20 protein-coding genes, 1 pseudogene and 1 other annotated feature are annotated in these 20267 nt (G+C 36.4%); of the genes and pseudogenes, 14 read left to right on the top strand and 7 right to left on the bottom strand.

Translation table 11 applies throughout. The features are described from left to right. Positions 1-131 precede the first annotated feature (131 nt). The 4 genes from TY13_RS05805 (at position 132) to TY13_RS05790 (ending at position 6848) form a co-directional block, all read left to right on the top strand. Positions 132-1592 (top strand): S-layer homology domain-containing protein, encoded by a 1461-nt coding sequence (locus tag TY13_RS05805; protein ID WP_042473002.1) that lies wholly within the window; start codon positions 132-134, stop codon positions 1590-1592. Between the two features lie 275 nt (positions 1593-1867). Beyond that, a complete protein-coding gene (locus tag TY13_RS05800) occupies positions 1868-4114 on the top strand; it encodes a 5'-nucleotidase C-terminal domain-containing protein (protein WP_042473000.1) in 2247 nt (748 codons plus the stop codon). Positions 4115-4506: 392 nt separating this feature from the next. After that, positions 4507-6192, top strand: a complete 1686-nt coding sequence (locus TY13_RS05795; RefSeq protein ID WP_042472997.1) for a methyl-accepting chemotaxis protein — start codon at positions 4507-4509, stop codon at positions 6190-6192. Positions 6193-6317: 125 nt separating this feature from the next. Further along, positions 6318-6848: an SF0329 family protein gene (locus tag TY13_RS05790; RefSeq protein ID WP_042472994.1), complete on the top strand. Its 531-nt coding sequence runs from the start codon at positions 6318-6320 to the stop codon at positions 6846-6848. Positions 6849-6899: 51 nt separating this feature from the next. On the opposite strand, the gene TY13_RS05785 is transcribed toward TY13_RS05790, so the two are convergent. Together TY13_RS05785 and TY13_RS05780 are read right to left on the bottom strand one after the other, a co-directional pair. Continuing rightward, the gene (locus TY13_RS05785) at positions 6900-7193 is read right to left on the bottom strand and encodes a YxcD family protein (RefSeq protein WP_042472991.1); all 294 of its coding nucleotides are present in this window, start codon (positions 7191-7193) and stop codon (positions 6900-6902) included. Continuing rightward, positions 7181-7645, bottom strand: coding sequence for a hypothetical protein (locus TY13_RS05780; protein WP_042472988.1), 465 nt, complete (start codon positions 7643-7645; stop codon positions 7181-7183). Before TY13_RS05780 ends, TY13_RS05785 begins: the two co-directional genes overlap by 13 nt. Positions 7646-7813: 168 nt before the next feature. Here TY13_RS05780 and TY13_RS05775 point away from each other — a divergent pair, with 168 nt between their 5' ends. The 3 genes from TY13_RS05775 (at position 7814) to TY13_RS05765 (ending at position 11108) form a co-directional block, all read left to right on the top strand. Next, the gene (locus tag TY13_RS05775; RefSeq protein ID WP_042472985.1) at positions 7814-8383 is read left to right on the top strand and encodes a hypothetical protein; all 570 of its coding nucleotides are present in this window, start codon (positions 7814-7816) and stop codon (positions 8381-8383) included. Positions 8384-8426: 43 nt separating this feature from the next. Then, positions 8427-8644: a binding site (T-box leader), on the top strand. 48 nt (positions 8645-8692) lie between these two features. Beyond that, positions 8693-10366 carry an arginine--tRNA ligase gene (gene argS / locus TY13_RS05770; RefSeq protein WP_042472983.1) on the top strand — a complete coding sequence of 558 codons (1674 nt, stop codon included), beginning with the start codon at positions 8693-8695 and terminating at the stop codon, positions 10364-10366. A gap of 16 nt (positions 10367-10382) precedes the next feature. Next, positions 10383-11108 (top strand): metallophosphoesterase family protein, encoded by a 726-nt coding sequence (locus TY13_RS05765; protein WP_042472981.1) that lies wholly within the window; start codon positions 10383-10385, stop codon positions 11106-11108. 4 nt (positions 11109-11112) lie between these two features. On the opposite strand, the gene TY13_RS05760 is transcribed toward TY13_RS05765, so the two are convergent. Both TY13_RS05760 and TY13_RS05755 read right to left on the bottom strand, forming a co-directional pair. Continuing rightward, entirely contained in the window at positions 11113-11376 is a 264-nt protein-coding gene (locus TY13_RS05760; protein WP_230199389.1) for a YqhV family protein, read from the bottom strand. 111 nt (positions 11377-11487) lie between these two features. Beyond that, the gene (locus tag TY13_RS05755) at positions 11488-11862 is read right to left on the bottom strand and encodes a nucleotide excision repair endonuclease (protein ID WP_042472975.1); all 375 of its coding nucleotides are present in this window, start codon (positions 11860-11862) and stop codon (positions 11488-11490) included. Between the two features lie 169 nt (positions 11863-12031). Between TY13_RS05755 and TY13_RS19725 the strand changes: the two genes are divergently transcribed. The 3 genes from TY13_RS19725 to TY13_RS05740 all read left to right on the top strand — a co-directional run bounded on the left by TY13_RS19725 (position 12032) and on the right by TY13_RS05740 (position 14608). Continuing rightward, entirely contained in the window at positions 12032-12619 is a 588-nt protein-coding gene (locus TY13_RS19725) for a cupin domain-containing protein (RefSeq protein ID WP_052344239.1), read from the top strand. Between the two features lie 233 nt (positions 12620-12852). After that, positions 12853-13239 carry a MerR family transcriptional regulator gene (locus tag TY13_RS05745; protein ID WP_042472971.1) on the top strand — a complete coding sequence of 129 codons (387 nt, stop codon included), beginning with the start codon at positions 12853-12855 and terminating at the stop codon, positions 13237-13239. 37 nt (positions 13240-13276) lie between these two features. Further along, the gene (locus tag TY13_RS05740; RefSeq protein WP_042472968.1) at positions 13277-14608 is read left to right on the top strand and encodes a hemolysin family protein; all 1332 of its coding nucleotides are present in this window, start codon (positions 13277-13279) and stop codon (positions 14606-14608) included. 128 nt (positions 14609-14736) lie between these two features. On the opposite strand, the gene TY13_RS05735 is transcribed toward TY13_RS05740, so the two are convergent. Continuing rightward, on the bottom strand, positions 14737-16212 hold the full coding sequence (locus TY13_RS05735; protein WP_042472965.1) for a DHA2 family efflux MFS transporter permease subunit: 1476 nt from the start codon (positions 16210-16212) through the stop codon (positions 14737-14739). Between the two features lie 57 nt (positions 16213-16269). Then, a complete protein-coding gene (locus TY13_RS05730) occupies positions 16270-16638 on the bottom strand; it encodes a DoxX family protein (protein WP_042472962.1) in 369 nt (122 codons plus the stop codon). 149 nt (positions 16639-16787) lie between these two features. Here TY13_RS05730 and TY13_RS05725 point away from each other — a divergent pair, with 149 nt between their 5' ends. Next, positions 16788-17261 carry a MarR family winged helix-turn-helix transcriptional regulator gene (locus tag TY13_RS05725; protein ID WP_042472960.1) on the top strand — a complete coding sequence of 158 codons (474 nt, stop codon included), beginning with the start codon at positions 16788-16790 and terminating at the stop codon, positions 17259-17261. A gap of 491 nt (positions 17262-17752) precedes the next feature. Then, positions 17753-17995, top strand: a pseudogene (locus tag TY13_RS05720) (NAD(P)-dependent alcohol dehydrogenase); the annotation flags it as partial. Between the two features lie 111 nt (positions 17996-18106). Here the strand turns inward: TY13_RS05720 and TY13_RS05715 are convergent. Next, on the bottom strand, positions 18107-18574 hold the full coding sequence (locus tag TY13_RS05715; protein WP_042472958.1) for a hypothetical protein: 468 nt from the start codon (positions 18572-18574) through the stop codon (positions 18107-18109). A gap of 199 nt (positions 18575-18773) precedes the next feature. Here TY13_RS05715 and TY13_RS05710 point away from each other — a divergent pair, with 199 nt between their 5' ends. Both TY13_RS05710 and TY13_RS05705 read left to right on the top strand, forming a co-directional pair. Continuing rightward, complete coding sequence (locus TY13_RS05710; RefSeq protein ID WP_042472955.1) at positions 18774-19187, top strand: YugN family protein; 414 nt, start codon at positions 18774-18776, stop codon at positions 19185-19187. Between the two features lie 68 nt (positions 19188-19255). Continuing rightward, entirely contained in the window at positions 19256-20143 is an 888-nt protein-coding gene (locus TY13_RS05705; protein ID WP_042472952.1) for an alpha/beta hydrolase fold domain-containing protein, read from the top strand. Positions 20144-20267: the final 124 nt, after the last annotated feature.

Here is a 20267-nt window from a genome sequence, read left to right as displayed (position 1 = left end):
TGATTCAGTAGTTATGCAAATACCCATGAAGTCAGGATAAAGTCTCTAATCGCTTTTACAGATTGCAAGTTAGAAAGAGTCTGAACGAGAGTTGAACGAGGCAGAATTGATTTGAGGAGGATGTATTAAGTATGAAAAAGAAGTATTACACAGTAGCAGTTGCTTCATTAGCGGCAGCAGCAGTAGCGGTTGCACCAGCTTCAGCAGCACAATCATTTACAGATGTAGCTAAAAACAACGCACATTATGAAGCAATTACAGCACTACATACAGCTGGTATTATTAGTGGTTATCAAGATGGTACATTTAAACCAGCTCAAGATGTAACAAGAGGGCAAGCAGCGAAAATCATTGCTGGTGCGCTTGGTCTTGATACGAAAAACATAGAAGATCCAAAATTCGCAGATATTCCAAAATCGCATCAATACTATGGTCCGATTGCAGCATTAGCAGCACTTGATGCAATGGAAATTTACGAGGATAACACAATTGAACCAAATGAAACAATTACACGTGGCGAATTAGCTTACATGATTTCTCAAGCATTAGGTTTAGACGCTGAAGGTGATAGCCCATTCACAGACGTACCAGCGGATAGTGACTATGCATATTTTGTAACTGCATTATATGAGTATGGTATTGCAAATGGCATTAGTGAAACAGAATTTGGTGTAGAGGAATCTGTAACACGTGGTCAGCTTGCAACGTTTATTTTCAATGTAATGAATGAGCTAACAGAAGTGGAAGAGCCTTCTACAACTACAGAAGATACAGCGACAGTTGAACAAACAACTACAGATACTGCATTATTAGAAACTGTTTTCACAAAGGCAACTGAAAAACAGTTAGCAACAGAAAGCTTAAAAGCAGCAATCACTATGGCACAATCAATGGTAATTCAAGATGGTGAAGAAGCAGTAACAGTTGATGCGGACATAAAAATGGATATGTCAATTGTCAACAAGCCAATGTCATTCTTTGCTGAAGGTACGGTTGCAATGATTGAGCCGACAACTGGTGAAGCAATGGAAATGCCAATTAAAATGTATATGACTGAAAAAGATGGCATGTATATGTATGAAGGTTTAACAGAAACATGGGTTAAATATCCTTCTGAAATGTTTGATGAAATTTTAGCGCAAACAGGTGCACAAGTAAATGCGGCTGAGCAATTAGAGATGCTAAAAAAATTCTCAACTGATATAAAAATTAAAGAAGCAAATGGTTACTATATTTTAACTTTAACTGGCGCTGGCGATAAATTCACTGAGCTAGTTCAAGAGCAAATGGGTGCATTGAACTTAGGTTTAGATGAGGAAGCACTTGCTGAAGTAAAAAATATGAAATTTGATACATTTACGTATGAAATTAAAATTAATAAAGAGACATTTGATATTGAAGAAATGGTAATGAATTTTGGCTTCGGTATGAATTCTGAAGGCATCAAAATGGATGTTACTAATAAATCAACAATCAAATATTCAGATTATAATACTGTTTCAACAATTACAATTCCTAAAGAAGTACTAGAAAAAGCAAAATCAATGGATGAATTAGATTTCTCTGCAATTGAAGAAACAGAAGCAAAATAATAAAAGTTTTAAAGCGTAGGAAAAGGGCAACTTTTCCTACGCTTTTTTTATTATAAAAATAACTTAGAAGATGCGATTTTATTAGAAGAGGTACTATTGTAGCGATGGGTGGATTGACCTACTGAATTGGGACTCGATATCCAAAAACACCCTTGAATTTGAAGTAATTTCGGGAATACTATGAATATTATAGCAATCTATCTAAATTTCATGTAGAATTTAGATGTATGTTGTATGACAATACAATACTATTAATGACGGGGGTAATGTTCCAAATGAAAAACAAGAGAAATAAATTTTATGTAGCAACAGCAGCTGTTGCTGCTACAGCTACAATGGTAGCTGTAGCACCTGCATTAGCAGCAAGCTCTTTTTCTGATGTAAAAGCGGGCGATGCACATTATGAAGCGATTGCAGCTTTACATGAAGCAGGTATTATTAGTGGTTATCCAGATGGTACATTTAAGCCTAACGCTAATGTAACACGTGGACAAGCAGCGAAAATCATTGCTGGTGTATTAAGTTTAGATACGAAAAATGTAGAAAATCCGGAATTTGCAGATATTCCAAAATCTCATCAATACTATGGCCCAATCGCAGCATTAGCAGCGGTTGATGCAATGGAAATTTATGAGGACAATACAATTGAGCCGAACGAAGTGATTACACGCGGCGAATTAGCTTATATGATTTCACAAGCATTAGGCTTAAACGCTGAAGGCGAAAGCCCATTCAAAGACGTACCAGCTGATAGCGATTACGCATATTTTGTAACTGCATTATATGAAGCAGGTATTGCACAAGGTATTTCCGAAACAGAATTTGGTGTTGAAAACAATGTAAAACGCGGTCAGTTAGCGACATTCATTTTAAATGCAATCAATACATTAACTGAACAACCTGAAACTCCAGTAGAAACAACTGGTGATACATTTAAACTATCAATCTTACATGTTAATGACACGCATGCACGTACAAACGAAATGCCTAAATTAGCAACTGCTGTAAAAGAGCAACGTGCTACTAAGGAAAATGTATTAGCACTACATGGTGGAGATGCGTTCAGCGGTACATTATATTTCAATGAATTCCATGGAAAAGCAGATTTAGAACTATTAAACGAAATTGGCTTTGATGCGATGGTATTCGGTAATCATGAATTTGATTTAGGTTCATCAGCAGAAGGTCATCAAGCTTTAGCTGATTTTGTTAAAGGTGCTAAATTCTCATTTGTTTCAGCAAACGTAGATTTTTCAGCTGATGATAAATTCACAGGTTTATTTACGGATTTAGTAGCAAGTGAACCTGAAAATGGTAAAATTTATTCAGGTATTGTGAAAGAAATTAACGGTGAAAAAGTAGGTATCTTTGGTTTAACAACAGAAGAAACATTAGATATCGCATCTCCGGATAAAGTAACATTCTCAAACTACATTGAAGAAGCGAAAAAAGCTGTTGCAGCATTTGAAGGCATGGGCGTAAATAAAATTGTTGCATTAACACATATTGGTTACAATGATAATCCAAATGTTGATAACGATATTTTATTAGCGAAAAACGTACCTGGAATCGATGTAATTGTTGGCGGACATGACCATACGAAACTAGATGAGCCATTTGTTGTTGATACAAACACAGTTGGTGAAGCGAAAGACGCAACATTAATCGTTCAGGCTAATGAATATGTAAAATACTTAGGAACACTTGACGTAACGTTTGATGATAAAGGTGTCGTAACAGAGTACGAAGGTAAACTAATCGATCTTGGTAAAGTGGCGGAAGATGAGGCTTTAGTAAAATTACTAGCACCATATAAAGCAAAAGTAGATGAAGTAAACAATAAAGAAATCGGCGTAACACTTACAGAAGCATTAGCAAACCCACGTGCAAGTGAAAGTAGCTTAGAAAGTGTACGTAGCAACGAAACAGCTCTTGGTAATATTATTACTGATGGTATGTTAGCTAAAGCACAGCAATACACAGATAAAACGGTTGTAATGGCATTACAAAACGGCGGTGGTATCCGCGAAGCAATCCCTGCTGGTAACATTACGGTTGGTCAAGTAATTAGCGTTTTACCATTCGGTAACACATTAGCACTTATGGATGTAACAGGTGCAGAATTAAAAACTGCGTTTGAAATATCTGTGAAAAATGCGCCAAAAGAAAATGGCGGTTTCTTACACATTGCAGGTGCGAAATTACAATATGATTCTTCAAAAGAGGTAGGCTCTCGTGTTGTATCAATCGAATATTTCGATAAAGCAACTGGTAAGTATGTAGCATTGGAAGATGATAAAACATACACAGTAGCAACAAACGCCTTTACTGCGAAGCAAGGTGGAGATGGCTATGATGTGTTCAAGAAAGCATATGATGAAGGCCGTGTAACAGACCTTGGTTTATCTGATTGGGAAAACTTCCAAGAGCAATTACTTTCATTAAAAGAAGTAAAAACAACAACTGAGGGACGTATTGTCGATATCGCAAAACCAGCTCAGTCTGAAGAACAAGCAAAATAATAAGATGTTTTTCGAAAAAAGCAAAGTCGATTTTTTGACTTTGCTTTTTTGCTTGTAATAGTTGATTTTCAATGAATTAGAAAAATTTTTTAAGTATTTTAGTGAATTAATATTTTGCTAAGCCCTTTTTATAAAAAATACGTACAAATGAGCACACGCATTACCTTGGACCATAGTATATTTTTCTTTGTCAATCATAGCTTTTAGTGATGAATCAAATTTATACAAAACCCTATCTTTTTCATTAAAATAAGCGACTAAAGTCGTTCTATTTTAGAAAATAGAACTAGTCTATATTGCTAGAAAATTTGTAACATTCGATTAGCAACATTGACATAGTATAAAAGAAATGAATATAATGGGATTGTGTGCAAAAAAGGGGGCATTTTTGTTTGAGTATTGGGAAAAAATTATACATATCTTTAGGTACATTGGTCTTGATTATATTCGGTATCTCGGTTTTTAGTTATTTGCAAATATCGAATGTCAACAATAAATATAATAACCTAATAGATAATCATTTAGAGCAGATCTATTTGGCAGCAGAGATTCAGTCAAGTGTCGGGGGACAGGGAGCATATTTACGACAGTATGTATTGGCGAAAGGCTCTGATGCGATGTCGAGCTTAGAAAAAGAACAAGCGACAATTGCTACTGCCATACAGCGATTAGACGAGATTGTTTCATCTGGTACTATGCAGGAATTACTTGCTGAATTAATTGAAGCCAATAAAAATTACAATGATGCAGCTACACGTGTTATTGGCTTAGTTGACGATGGAAAAGTTGATAGTGCGATTCCGATACTAAATATTGAAGTTCGTAAGGTTCATAATAAATTGAGCGAAGCAGCAAATGAGATGCTTAGTTATAATAAAGATCGATTTACGGCAACTCAAACACAAACAGGTGAACAAGTTAAGCAAGCGACAATTATTTTAACGGCCATTTCAATTATCAGTATAGTAATCGGTATTGTAAGTATTATTGCCATTATGCGAGTAGTAATTATGCCGTTAAAGAAATTAGCTGTGGCAGTTGACTATATTGCAACAGGGGACTTAACAGTGGAAGATGTTGATGTCAAATCGAAAGATGAAGTAGCAACAATTGCCACGTCCTTTAATTTAATGAAATCTTCATTGCGCGAATTAATTTCTGTAGCAAACGAAAATGCCAGACAGCTTTCTGTTATTTCGAAAGAACTAACAACAAGTACGGCACAAGTATCGACAACATCAACAACGGTTGCGGGAAGCATTGAACAAATTACAGAAAGCACACAAGGCTCATCACAAATTGCAACAGATACTTCTGTGGCAATGGATGAAACAGCATCAGGAATTCAAAATATTGCTGAATCCACACAAACTGTACACAATGAAGCACAAAATACGCAAGCAGTTGCAAGCAAAGGGCTTGTGACGATTGCAGATGCGAAAGAGCAAATGCAAGATATTTATAGCTCTACGAAGCTAACAACAGAGCTTATTTCTAAATTAATTACACATTCAGAGCAAATTCAAAGCATCACAAATGTCATTACAGATATTACAGATCAAACAAATTTATTAGCTTTGAATGCTGCAATTGAGGCAGCACGCGCTGGGGAGCATGGAAAAGGCTTTGCTGTTGTCGCAGATGAAGTGCGCAAATTAGCGGAACAGTCGAAAACATCAGCGAATTTAATTGTCAATTTAACAGCTGAAATTTTACATGAAACTAGAAATGTAGAAGGTGCCGTTGCAGAAAGTCTGCAGCGTGTTGAAAAAGGTGTGAAAGTTATAGAAGTAGCTGGTGATTCATTTAATCAAATTACAGATGCTGTAGAAAATATGACGATGCGTATTGCAGATGCATCTGCTGTCACAGAGCAAATTTCTGCTGCGACAGAGGAAGTTTCGGCATCCGTATCAGAGCTAGCATCAAATGTAAGTGGTGTAGCAGGGAATACAGAGGAAATCGCCCAGCAAATCGGTGAGCAAGTAGCATCAATTCAAGAGATAAACGCTGTATCTGCCGAGCTTGAGATTAAGGCAGAGGAGCTCTCGAAAGCGATTGCAAAATTCAAAATATAAGAAGACAAGCTAAAGCGCAGGAAATCCACAGAGATTTCTTGCGTTTTTTTGTTTTGCCAAGCGTTGTTATTTCCTGAATATTCAAGTATGATAAAATGAATGATTTTTGAGTGAAGGAGAAAGAAATGAGGTTTAGCCAATATCAACAAAAATTTGAAAGCTTATTAGCGAATAGTCTAAAAGGAAAGGTAAAACTGTATGGAACGGTCCATAGAAAAGCACATGACCAGCCAGGGAAACTATGGATAACGTATAATAAACAAGAAATTCTACGTGCAGATGATTTAGCTTTTCAAGTGCATGTTAATCGGCACTATGCAGAGCAGTCCAAAAGCTTGCCAAAAATCTCGTTCAACGAGGATTGGGAGGCAATGTTTTCATCGAAAGAACGTCAGCAACTTGTGCAATTACATGATAACTTAGAACAGCAGGCAATGAACAATATGTTATTCCCTGCATGGGAACTTTATTCGGCACTAAAGACATTATACACATTATCGATTGAAGAAGCTTTACATAATGCAAATCCACTTGTGCAAGCTTTGGCTATGTTAGATCGTCGTGTAGGTAAACGACGACTTGCTAAGCTAGAAATACAACATCCTATTGTGTGCCAATTTCATACTTTGCGTTGTCAAGCAGAGGACATAAATTAAAAAGAGGTGTTTTGAAAGGAATGCTCCTCCAAAACACCTCAAAATAATAATTTACCATGAAACGTTGGCAATCATACCTTCATCATCATCGATATCTAGGGTAATCCTTGCACTAATGGAATCACGTCCGAGCTCCTTGTCAATGAAAAGGCGCAATGCCGTAATAAAATTCACGCTGTTGTATATTTCAGTTTGCCCGTTTACATATACCTCAGCCGTATAGCCTGCTAAATCATCATACATTAACTCAACCTCTACATCTTGAGGCTCTGCATTTTTAAAGCGAGCATGAAAAATGCAAATGGCATTAATTAAATCTTGTTCAAATAATGTTAATTGTTCCATGTTTTTGACGCCTCATCTTTCTTTTTACGCGTCATTACTTGGTAAATTTTAATGCATAGGAAGACGATGACCATAATGGCTGCTGCATTCACCATAAACCCAAGAATAGAACCTAAAATCCCTAAATTCCCGAACAGGCTACCAAATAATAAACCAGCTAAACCACCGATAAATAAGCCTTTCATTAAGCCACCAGCTGTAAAGCCACCTTTTTTCGTTTGCGTTGTATCGTTTTTAGATTTATTTGTATTGTTTTGGTTTGTAACAGATGATTTGTTTTCTTGCTCTTTCTTTTGAATATTTGATTGATTATTATTATTCGATTTAAATCCTTTTTTGCCTGATTTATAGGATTTGGCCTCTACTTGGTGATCTCCACCAAAAAATAATGTTGTTCCTACACTAGAAAAGACAAGTGTAAATGCTAAAAATACTGCTGCTAATTTTTTCATTTTTTTCCTCCATTGTTCTAACAATAAAAATATCCTACAAAAATAGTATATCAAAATTATTTTAAGAAGAAAAATAAATGCGCGAGGTATTTCACTCAGCTCTATGCCCATGCTTGAAAATATGGTATCTTTGAACAATATGGCTTACATTTTGAAAGGGGAATTGATATGTCAGCACAGCAACAATATAACGGTCTTATTTTATTGGCATCATACATACAACGTATTTATATAGCAGAAAAAATTAATGAACGTATCGGGGAACAAACGAATCCAGCACGTTTACAAACAGCGAAAACATATTTAGATGAGCTGAATATGATCATGCCTTTATTCGAGCAAACACGTGAATTAACGGATACGCAATTAAAGCGAATCAAAGAAATTACAACGGCTACAAAGCATTTAATGGACGGATATTTTCCACAGCAACCTACTACATTTGCTGAAAAGCTTTCGATAGTTGGTTCTTCTTTATACGGCGAGCAGTCAATGAATGCGGGGGTTTTACGTTTAGGGCAACTGTTTCAAAAAGAGGTTGGAAAAGATTTTGAAATGCGCGTGAAATTTTATGAGGAACGCACGCGATTTATTGATGCGGTTGTCCATACGCTACATAACAAGGAAGAAGTAGAAGAAAGCTTGCAGCAAATACTTGCGAATTGGTTTGAGGGAATATGGGCAAATCGCAACTATGTCTTACAGGATATAGGGAAAATCGATCAATTTTTAGCTTGACGTAAAATTATTTAATTGTTAGAATAAACACTAATTTTAATATTTATATTCGTTGAAAAAGACAGTAGCTATTCGGTATTACGAAGCGAGTTAGGGATGGTGTGAGCCTAATGTAATCAAAATAGTGAAGCGCACTTTGGAGAAATTGCCTGAACAGCTAGTAGGGTAAATCGGGGAAGCTACCTCGTTAACAACAATTAAGTGGTCATATGATATGACAACTAGAGTGGTACCACGGGATAAATAGCTCTCGTCTCTATTTTTTAGAGATGAGGGCTTTTTGTATGCGAAAAAAAGGGAGAGTTGAACATGAAAAAACAATTAGCAGTTTTAGTAAGCGCAGCATTACAAAATGATTTATCAGTGTCCGAGGTAACGGCACTGTTAGAAAAGCCAAAGTATGAGCATCTAGGCGATATCGCTTTTCCATGTTTTACATTAGCGAAAAAGTACAAGAAGGCACCAACAATTATTGCTGAGGAGCTGGCACAGCATATTCAAGCAGACTTCATTAAAGAGGTGAAGGTAGAGGGGGCATATATAAACTTTTATTTGCAGCAGCTACCAATTGCGCAGCAAATAGTAACACAAATCCTCGCCGAACAAAATAACTATGGCACGCGTAATGCGAATAATGCAACAATTGCCATTGACTTTTCATCACCAAATATTGCAAAGCCGTTCTCCATGGGGCATTTACGTTCAACGGTGATTGGGAATGCACTTGCTAATATTGCTGAAAAAATGGGCTATCACGCAGAGCGTATTAATCATCTAGGAGACTGGGGTACACAATTTGGCAAGCTTATTGTTGCCTATAAGCTGTGGGGAAATAAAGAAGCAATCGAAGCCAACCCAATTGCGGAGCTTTTAAAGATTTATGTGCGCTTCCATGATGAGGCAGAGCATAATGAAGCATTGAATGATGAAGCGCGTCAAGCGTTTAAATCGCTTGAAGACGGTGACGAGGAAGCACTTGCATTATGGCAATGGTTTAGAGAAGCATCTTTACAAGAGTTTCAGTCAATCTACAAATTGCTTGGTGTAGGATTTGATAGCTACAATGGGGAAGCTTTCTATAATGACAAAATGGAGCGTATTGTTACTGAGCTTGAAGAAAAGCAGCTATTAGTAGAGTCGGATGGCGCAATGGTTGTTCCGTTAGAAGATATGCCACCATGCTTAATTAAGAAAAATGATGGCGCTACATTGTATGCAACGCGCGATTTAGCTGCTGCTGTTTATCGTCAGGAAACATATAAGCCTGCCAAAGTTTTTTATGTTGTTGGAAATGAGCAATCGCTACACTTTAAACAATTGTTTACGGTCTTGAAGAAAATGGGCTATCACTGGGCAGATAATTATCAGCATATCCCATTTGGCTTGATGCTTATTGGTGGCAAAAAGATGTCGACACGTAAAGGTAAAGTTGTGCTGTTAGCAGATGTATTAAAAGAGGCAATGGATGCAGCTTTGCGCAATATCGAGGAGAAAAATCCTACACTTGCAAACAAGGAGCAGGTTGCAAAAGAAGTGGGGATTGGAGCAGTTATTTTTAATGATTTGAAAAACGACCGCATGCATGATATTGATTTCGATATTGAGCAAATGGTAACTTTTGAGGGTGAAACAGGTCCATATGTGCAATATACGTATGCAAGAATTCAAACGCTGTTAAAAAAAGGCGCTTATATAGCGGAAGAAGCACCTATTACTTATTTAGACGAAACAGCATGGCCATTAATTAAACAATTACAGGATTTCTCTGACTATATAGCCAAAGCGTTCAACGATGCAGACCCATCACAAATTGCCAAATATAGCCTACAGCTTGCACGTAGCTTTAATAAATATTATGCGCAAACGAAGATGTTAAGTGGCGACGATTTACAGCAAGCCCGCTTAGCCGTAGTCAATTGTGTTGCAATCGTTTTACAGGAAGGATTACGCTTATTAGGCATTGCAAGCCCTGAAGAGATGTAGGAGGGGGAAAGCGCATATGCAATTCGCACTTTTAACAGATATTCATGGTAATGCGATTGCTTTACAGGCAGTCTTAAAAGATTTGTTGGAGCGCGGCATAAAGCAAATTTATTGCACAGGTGACCTAATAGGTATCGGACATCAATCAAATGAGGTATTGCAGCTATTAACAGCCTTGCCTCATTGTGAGATTGTAAGTGGTAATCATGATGAAGCAGTGCTGGCGATAGTGGAGAAGCAACCATATCCTAAAAGCCATGCGGCAATTCGAGAACACCATGAATGGATAGCGCAGCGACTTGATGCTGCCTATATTCCTTTTTTACAGCAGTTACCACGTGAAATAACAAAAGTTATAAATTCCCGGAAATTTTTGTTTACACATTACGCCTTAAAAGGAGAGAATATCCATTTTCATCAAGATCCGTTTGCATCTATTCACGAGCCGTCGTTAGAGAATATGGAGAGATTATTTCAAGCTCGTACAATCTATGATTGTATTTGCTTTGGACACCACCATCCACAGCATTTTTTCAAAAATAATGCAACGATGTATATCAACCCTGGCGCATTAGGCTGTAATAATAAAAATAAGGCTAAATACGCAGTTTGCACAGTCGAAACGGATATTCATTGGGACTTTGTCGAGGTAGAGTACGATTATGCCCAGTTTATTGAGGATTTCAAGCAATCAAATATTCCTGAAAAAGCATTCATTTTAAATTCATTTCATCAACAATAATTAATTACTTCATCCGCAAACTAATAAAAATAAGCAAGACACCACTAAACAGGCAGAACATTTTCGGCAATGATACTTTGTCTTGCATTCCAGCTAAGCCGATACCTGTTGTCACAATAAAAATAATTGGGCCAATTAGTGCGAGAGACGTGTTCACAACGAATGCTTTTTCTAAATCACCAAGCTTGTACATGGTAAATGCGGCAAATATGTCGAGGCTGCCAGATAAAATGCGCAGCCAAATCATGTAGAGAAGCGCGACCTCCAATAATGTTCCACCTTTCATCTAATTGTTCTACTATATGATTTGCAAGGGGGATTTATTTATCTGTATAAAGAAAAAGCCTACACAGTTCGGAGTGAAAGTGTAGGCTTTTGACTATTCAAAAAAGACTTTATCAATATTGTATTTAGCACGCAATGTGTTAATCGCATATGTTTCGTAAATTTCACGTTCCATAGGATCTTCAATTTCGTACACTTCGATTTTGAAAATTTCATCGCGATACTTTTTCATAGGTGAAACATTGTCCTCGAAATGCTTTTTAATACGTTGACGAATTTTGCGTGCCTTGCCGACAAATAAAAGCTCATTTTTTTCGTTGTAGAAGAAGAAAATGCCACCTTTTTCACGTGTGATTTTATGGAAATCAATGAAGCCATGGAATGGAGTAATTTCTACATCACCTGGTTTTAACACTTGCTCGCGTTGACGAATAACAAGATCTGGTTTTGGTAATTCAATTTTAATCAAAAAATTCACGTCCCTTAGTGTAGTAAAGATTCATTTTATCATTAAAAGTTGAATTTGACTATTAAAAATGAAACTGTAGGCTATGGAGATTTTTGACGGTAATTATTCAATCAAATGGCTGATTTATGTATTTAAGAAATTTATGTAAGCTATTGTTTGAGGTGATAATATGGAAACCATCAACATCCAAAAATTAATTGATTCGGATATAAAGTTTAAAAAAATTTGGGAAAGTGATTGTAAAAACCACCGAGTTTTGTATTTTCAACTAGATAGTAATGAGGAAGGAATTCCAGCGCATTTTCATCCATTCGGTGAAGATAGTGCGATAGTTGTGCAAGGTGAGCTTATGTATGATATTAGCTTTGAACAGCAATTGAGAGCTGAAGAAAATGAGATTGTTTTTGGCTGGACCAATTATGTGCACGGTTATCATAATGAGCGCGCAGAAACTTTACATCTTCTGATATTTGCAACACCTGAACATAATGAAAGTATATATGACAAAGGGCGCTTACTTGAAGGGGAACACACATATATTCGACAAGCAAAAATAACAGCAGAGATGCCAGCAATAGCATCTGCTCGCATGATTTTTTCAACAAACATAAAGAATATGGCTCATGGCGATACATTAATTTATGATTGTTATAAAAAAGAATTACAAGTCATCGCATATAACGAGCAGCCCCTACATATTCAGCCGAATTATCTAGTTATTCAATTTAAAGACATCGTAACAACGGATTCGTTATAGTTGAAATGCGAATTTTATTGAAGTGTACATCATTTTCGGTGTACATATTATACGACACTATATTTTATAAATTACTTTCTCTATACACGTCCAAAATCATAATAAAAAATTATATTCAATTCTCGCACAATTTATAAGGATAAATGAAAGTGAATATAATTGCAAAATATATTCGTCTATGAGTATACTAAAACTATCACGTGATAGTTTGGAGGGATTTATTTGGGATCGAGATGCTGAAAATTAGTGAGCTAGCTGAGATGACAGGCATTACAAAACGCACAATTGACTATTATACGAATTTAGGTTTACTCAAAGCTCATCGCTCAAATTCCAATTACCGCTATTACAATGAGGAATCGGTGAAGCAATTACAATTTATTGAGCAAAAGAAAAAAGAAGGTTTATCATTAAAGCAAATTAAAGCGCTTACGCAAAGTGAAATGGCAGACATGGATATTGCCAATCTTTGTATGCATATTCAGCAGCTAGAAAAAGAAGTGATAATGTTTACTACACGACTATCAAATGAAAACCAATTGATGAAGCAACGCATAATGAAAAACATGAAAAATGATAGTAAGTCACTTATTCAAACATTACAATTATTGATTACGTAGGAGGTGAAGTCTTACGTTACCAGCGTAAGACAATTGATTGACGACCAGTATTAATTTAACCATTTTTATTATTTTACTCGCATTGACCGCATTTTTTGTTGCAACTGAGTTTGCAATTGTTAAAGTGCGTCAATCACGTATCGACCAACTGCTTGCAGAAGGCGTAAAAAGTGCACAAGCAGCAAAGCAAGTAACAACGCATTTAGATGAATATTTATCTGCCTGCCAGCTAGGTATTACGGTTACCGCACTTGGTATTGGTATGGTAGGAGAAAAAACATTTGAGTTTATTTTACATCCTTTCTTTGAACTTGTAGGAGTAAGCACGGATTACATTCATATGTTTACAATTGGGGGAGCATTCGTTATTGCAACATTTTTACACGTGGTAATAGGGGAGCTTGCACCAAAAACAATCGCGATTCAAAAGGCTGAAAAAGTTACATTAATGTTCTCAAAGCCAATTATGATTTTTTATAAAATCTTATATCCATTTATTTGGTTTTTAAATGGTTCAGCGCGCGTTTTAGTGGGCATTTTTGGAATGAAGCCTGCAAGTGAACATGAGCTATCACATACAGAGGAAGAATTGCGTCTACTACTTGCGGAAAGCTTTAAAAGTGGCGAAATTAATAAAAATGAATTGAAATACGTAAATAATGTATTTGAATTTGATGATAAAATCGCGCGTGAGATTATGGTGCCACGTACAGAAATTGTAGGCTTTGATATATCTGCAACTTTCCACGAGGTTATCACTCGCATTTCTGTGGAGCGCTATACTCGCTATCCAGTATTTGATGGAGATCGAGATAATATCATCGGTTTCTTTAATATTAAGGAAATTTTAACATTGGGTATTAATAACCGAATTACAGAGAAAACATTTAAGTTTGAAGACTTTATTAATCCTATCCTTAAAACAATTGAGACAATTCCAATCCATGATTTATTGACGAAAATGCAAAAAGAGCGCGTTCATATGGCTGTTTTACTAGATGAATACGGTGGTACATCAGGATTAGTAACAGTTGAGGATATTTTGGAGGAGCTTGTTGGAGAAATTCGCGATGAATTTGATGAAGATGAAGTTCCGGATATTAGAAAAATAGGTGATGACCACTATATTTTATATGCCAAAATGCTATTAGATGACGTCGCAAAGCTATTACATATTGAGCTTGAAAATCCAGATATCGACACGATTGGTGGCTGGTATTTCTCGCAAAATACAGATTTAATTGATGATGTAGTAATCGAGTACGAAAATTATGCATTCTCAATATATGAAAAAGAAGATATATATTTGCGTTATATTGAAGTGAAAAAAGTGGAAGATAAACAATCAATTGAAGAAGTAACGGAATAGCTTTATACGTAAGCCCCCCTTAAATTAAAAGGGGGGCTTTTGGAATAAAGCAAAGTATGGCCTTACCATGCGTTGTTTGGAGGCACTTGGGAGCAACCTATTGGATAGAAAGACCATCCGTTTTCTACCTAGTGTCCTGCCATCATTTTTGCATTCGCTTCTTTTGTTTCATTATCTTGTGCATGTTCTGGCTGTTGTTTTGGTCTATTAAGGATTATTCCTAAAAGCGCACCTGCTAATGCAATCCCAGCAGCTAGAAGGAACGTATCACCATAAGCGGAAACAGTAGCTTCAATTGGGTCGGCTGTTTTTGTCATATGACCAGTAATTTTTGACGTTAAAAACCCAGTCATACCTGCTACTGCAAATGAGACCATTACTTGTTGGGCCGCAGTTGTTAACGGCGTAACGCGACTTACAAGATGTTTTGGAGCAGATTGAAGAACATGGGTATTAATTGCCATCATAGATAGCCCCATTCCTGCTCCAATCATCACTAAACATGTAATGATAAATCCAGTAGTTGTCTCCATAGAAATTCGCGAAAGCATAAATAGCGCTGCAGTAATAATAGACAAGCCTGTTATAGCTAAGGGACGAGCACCTATTTTATCATATAAACGCCCTCCGATTGGCATCATTACACCCGATGCTAGAGCTTGTGGGAGAAGAATTAAACCAGTAGCTAATGCACCGTAACCTCTCACTGTTTGTAAAAATAACGGGACGATAATCATAACCCCAAATAATGCGATTTGGGAAATCCATGTAATCACAATCCCTTTTCTAAAATCAGATGATCCAAAAACTCTTAGCTCTAATAAAGGCTGCTTTTGACGAAGCTCGACGATAATAAATAAAATGAGAGCAACGCCACCTACAATTAGTCCAGTAAGTGTTTCCGTTGAAGTCCAGCTTTTGCCCCCTTCACTCACTCCATAGGCTAGCATTGCAAATGCAATAGGCGCTAGTAGAATCCCTAAATAATCAAGGGATGCAGCGGTCTTTCGTTCGACATTCGGTAAAAATTTCAATCCAACCAAAATGGCAATAATCCCGATTGGTAAATTAATAAGGAAGATCCAATGCCAAGTAACGTATTCAACTAGATATCCCGCTAAAACAGGTCCTAAAGCAGGTGCTAATAGCATCGGAACCCCAAGTGCCCCCATTACAGACCCAATTTTATCTGAAGGAGCTAGTTGGAAAATAATAGTCATTCCTATTGGCGCTACCATTCCTCCTCCTAGTCCTTGAATAACCCGATAGAGAATAAGCTCTTCAGGAGTTTGTGCAACAGAGCAGAGAACAGAACCAATTGTAAACAAGGCAATTGTAATTAAAAAAATCTTTTTTGCTCCAAATCGGTCCGTCATCCAACCAGCTAAAGGAATGACAGCTGATAATGCAAGAGTATAACCTGTTAAGGACCATTGCATCGTAGAAACATCAGATTTAAAATCTGTCACTATACCAGGTAACGCAACATTCATCGCCGTACTATCAAGAATTACCATCATCATACCAACAATGACAGCTAGTAGGGGACCTATGATGGTTTTAATTGAGAATGCTTTATTGTTATTTTCTGTTTTTACTGACATACGATATTTATCTCCTTTTCGAGTGCTGGTATACAGTTACTAATTGACAAGTACAGATTATGAAAACATGTTCAGCAGTTCAGAGAAGTTAATACTAGCAATGATGACCGCCAGTATCGCTAGTATGAACGCCGGAATTGCCCGACTGATAGGATCTTTTGCTCTAATATGTGCAATTACCCCACCAAGCATAGTAATCGCAAGCCATACCCCGGCTAATGCTGTTACTCCAGAATTCCAAAAGCCGATAACTAAACCAAATGCCCCAACTAACTGTACTAACCCAGTAACCATTCGGAACCACTGTGGTAGGTTGAGGTGCTTGAATGTTTCAATTTGCTGTTTATTACCAGATACCTTCATGAACCCCGTCAGCAAGAACACTAGGGCTAACAAGCCTTGAAGAATGATAGATAAAATTAACAAGATAATACCCCCAATATATTTGTTTTTTCACAATACCCTAAATATGGTACAATAATAATAATGGATATTGATTTAGTGAGTTTACTCAATATAAGTTTGCTCAAAATGAGTTTATGCGTTTTATTTAAAACTGTCAAGGAGGAATTTTTATGACAAACCAACATTCTTCAAAAACATCAGCAGTAGAGGGGATTCATGCATTAATTAAGACTTCTCATTATATACAAAGAGAATTTGAAGCACATATTGCAAATCTTGACATGCCGTTTCAAATATCAGGACCTAGAATGCGTGTCTTACTTACTGTTTCCGAAGTAGGGAAAATACGAATGAGCGAATTAGCAGCCAAATTAGGGGTTAAGGCTCGAACGGTTACTGATTTTGTAGATGCGCTAGAACAGGATGGACTTCTTGTCAGGCTGCCTGATCCAGCAGACCGACGTGCTACTTTGATTCAACTGACTGATGCTGCCCAAATGCAGATTAAAAAAGTTCGATTGCTTGAAGAAGAAGCAGCAGAAATGTTGTTAAAAAATCTGACGCAAGAGCAGCAGCACCAACTTATTGAGCTTCTATCCAAGCTTACAAATTATAATGAAGTTCAATGTTCATTCGAGGAATGAATGTAAAAAAACCGATTTTCTTTATAGACAAGGAAAATCGGTTTTTTATATTGAAAATTAAATAGATGGAATAAATATTATATTGTAACAGCTGGATTTCCATTTAGGAGATTTAGCTGTTTTTAACTCTTAGAAAGAGAGTTATTTCCTCGTTGAAAGTTTAAGTTGAATGAGTATGAAAAAGCTGAAAGAGAACTGGCTAAATATAAAAATCGTTTATTCGGTCATTCCCGATGTCATGTGACTTTCTTACATAGTTATATTTTTAAATACATAGTGAATGGATTTTAGGGAAATAATAAATATTGAATGGTTATATGTAAATTAAATAACCTTTTATAATACTATTTGAAGAAAATAGTGCACAAAATGTCCGAATTCACCTATCTGATTTTAAACTATGTATTCATTTAAATTAGGGAGATGAGCATCTTATGAAAATTAAAGCAGCTGTTACTCATAATAAGGGAGAATTATTCAAAATTGAAGAAGTGGAACCTGAGATGAATATTAATGTTCATGAAGAAATTATGGCAGAAGGAAAAACAATGGTTGGGGTTATAGAAGGAGATGCAGTACCTCAGTTATTTATCCCTGAATTAGTTGAATACTACAAAAATGGAAAATTCCCCTTTGATAAATTAGTGAAATTCTATGATTTCGCTGAAATAAACGAAGCATTTGAAGATTCTAAAAATGGCTCAGTAATTAAGCCTATTGTAAAAATCAATTAATTTAAAAAGATCGTGTCCCATTGTGCTTAGCAGTTTTACTAACTAGATTGTACTACAGTTCAACAATAATTTAAAAATGTAGTAGATAAAATAAAAACTATAGATAAACTTTTATCTATAGTTTTTATATTCTGTAATTACTTTTTCTAAAATACTAATAAATTTATCATCTTCAAATGAATACCCTTCGTATGAACCTCTGTTGTCATCAACTGATAACTCCTTATTAGCCATATCTATAATTATTACATAACCTGTGTTCAAAGTGATTTTCATCCAGTAATCATCGCTAGGGGTTGTCGGTGAATTGCCTTTTTTGAATTTCGATTTTTCAAAAGCCTTTATCAATTCTTGCTGAGTTGCATCTGTTAACTCAAATGTAATAAGTGCTTTCTCTTCTTCTACACCTGACTCAATCTTTATCAATTCTACAGATGATTCTTCTACACTAAAATCAACACCTTTTAAAACATCCTTCGCAGAATAAGTTGGCTCCGAGTAGTATACATATAATCCTATTCCGAGAATAAGGACTACGAAACCAAAGCTTATCACCAAAATAAATCTTTTATTTTTCATTCTCTTACCCTTCCTGTTATTTCCCTTATTATACCTCAAATTGTAAACCTTATAAAACTGTAGTTGTACTACGAATAAAGTGCGTTGGTTCAATAAGAATTAAACAACTTTATGAATAGCTTTAGATGTAAGCCCCCTTTAAACAAGTGTTTAAAGGGGCTTTTTTTCGGCTACACTCCATGATAAGGAGGTAGATATTTTGTTAGTATTAGATACAGCTCTTGTAGGGCGTGAAGCAAAATATGGCTTACTGCGCAGTCAAATTTGCAAATATGGGTTTTCGATAGGTGGCAATTGGGATTATGACCGAGGAAGCTTTGATGTGGCACTATGGCGTGAGGGAGGAACAACCATTTATCTACGGGCTCCCTTCGTTGTCGTAGAAGGGGAAATGGATTGCTATGACTGCATTATTCGCTTTCAAAAACCATTTATTATTAAGCATATCGTAAATGTAGGACTGGATTATGATGAAAGCTCCTGGTTAGATGCGACAGGCGCAAGTCAATTCCAATCGCCAGTTGAAAAAGACGCAGAAATTTTTCAAAAAAATAAATGGGTTACTACTGGTCAAGAAGTCGTTCAAAATCAATTAATGCCTTATATTCACTAAAAAAATGTCAAGGCTCAACAGGATTCGCTCTTCTTCTTCACGAATATATAGAAAGAGGAGGAATGCGTATGAGGAGCTGGCAAAGTGTTTTATTTGAAAAATTTTTAATTTGGCGTAAAACGAAGCAAAAATTTTTAGATGTAAAGGAAATGGAGCTTTTTATTGAGGAACGGCGACAAGCTCCTGCCTACGAACTAGATGAAAAATTTCGCACACAGCATAACATCGCTAAATATGAATGGGATGGCATGCTGTATTACGTTTTGAATGAAAGTTTAGATGTTCAAAAAAATCTTCTTTATTTTCACGGGGGAGCATATATAAATGATCCCCTTATTTTTCATTGGCGCTACCTTGTAAAGCTAGCTGAGCGCACACAGTTTCGCATTATTGTGCCGATTTATCCGAAGCTGCCTCATTATACACACGAGGCATTGTATGATAAATTACATTCTTTTTACGATATGCTATGTGGAAAGCATGCAGAGCCATTTATTTTTATGGGGGACTCAGCAGGGGGTGGCATTGCACTAGCTTTCGCACAAGATGTCATGCTGCAAAAAAAGCGACAGTCGGAACAAATCATTTTATTTTCTCCATGGCTCGATGTTTCTGGTGAAGATCCACGCTATTTAGAAATCGAAAAAATTGATCCAATGCTCGGCCTTGTTGGTGCGCAAATGCTTGGCAAGCTATGGGCAAACTCTCAGGAAATCTCGCACCATTTAGTAAGCCCACTACACGGTCCATTGCACAATATTGGACGTATTACGTTATTTGTTGGAACAGGGGAAATGCTTATCGTTGACGCACATATGTTGCTAGAAAAAGCGATGCAGGAAGGCGTGGATATTATTTACTTTGAATATCCTAAAATGAATCATGTTTTCCCAGTTTTTCCGATTCCAGAGGCTAAAAAAGTGTGGAAGCAACTACTGCCGATTTTGCAGAGGTAAATTAATGGGGGTTTTTCTCAAGTTTTGAAGTGTCCGTTAATATCGGATAAAATTTGTTTAGTTTTTGTATAGGGGAGTTATGGTAAAGTAGAGGAGAACGCGCATATCGTTTAATATGAAAACG

This window comes from Bacillus ndiopicus (assembly GCF_000612805.1).
GTDB classification, from domain to species: domain Bacteria; phylum Bacillota; class Bacilli; order Bacillales_A; family Planococcaceae; genus Metasolibacillus; species Metasolibacillus ndiopicus.
The sequence above is the reverse complement of the archived record's forward strand: the minus strand, read 5'-3'. Positions and strand labels throughout refer to the sequence as shown.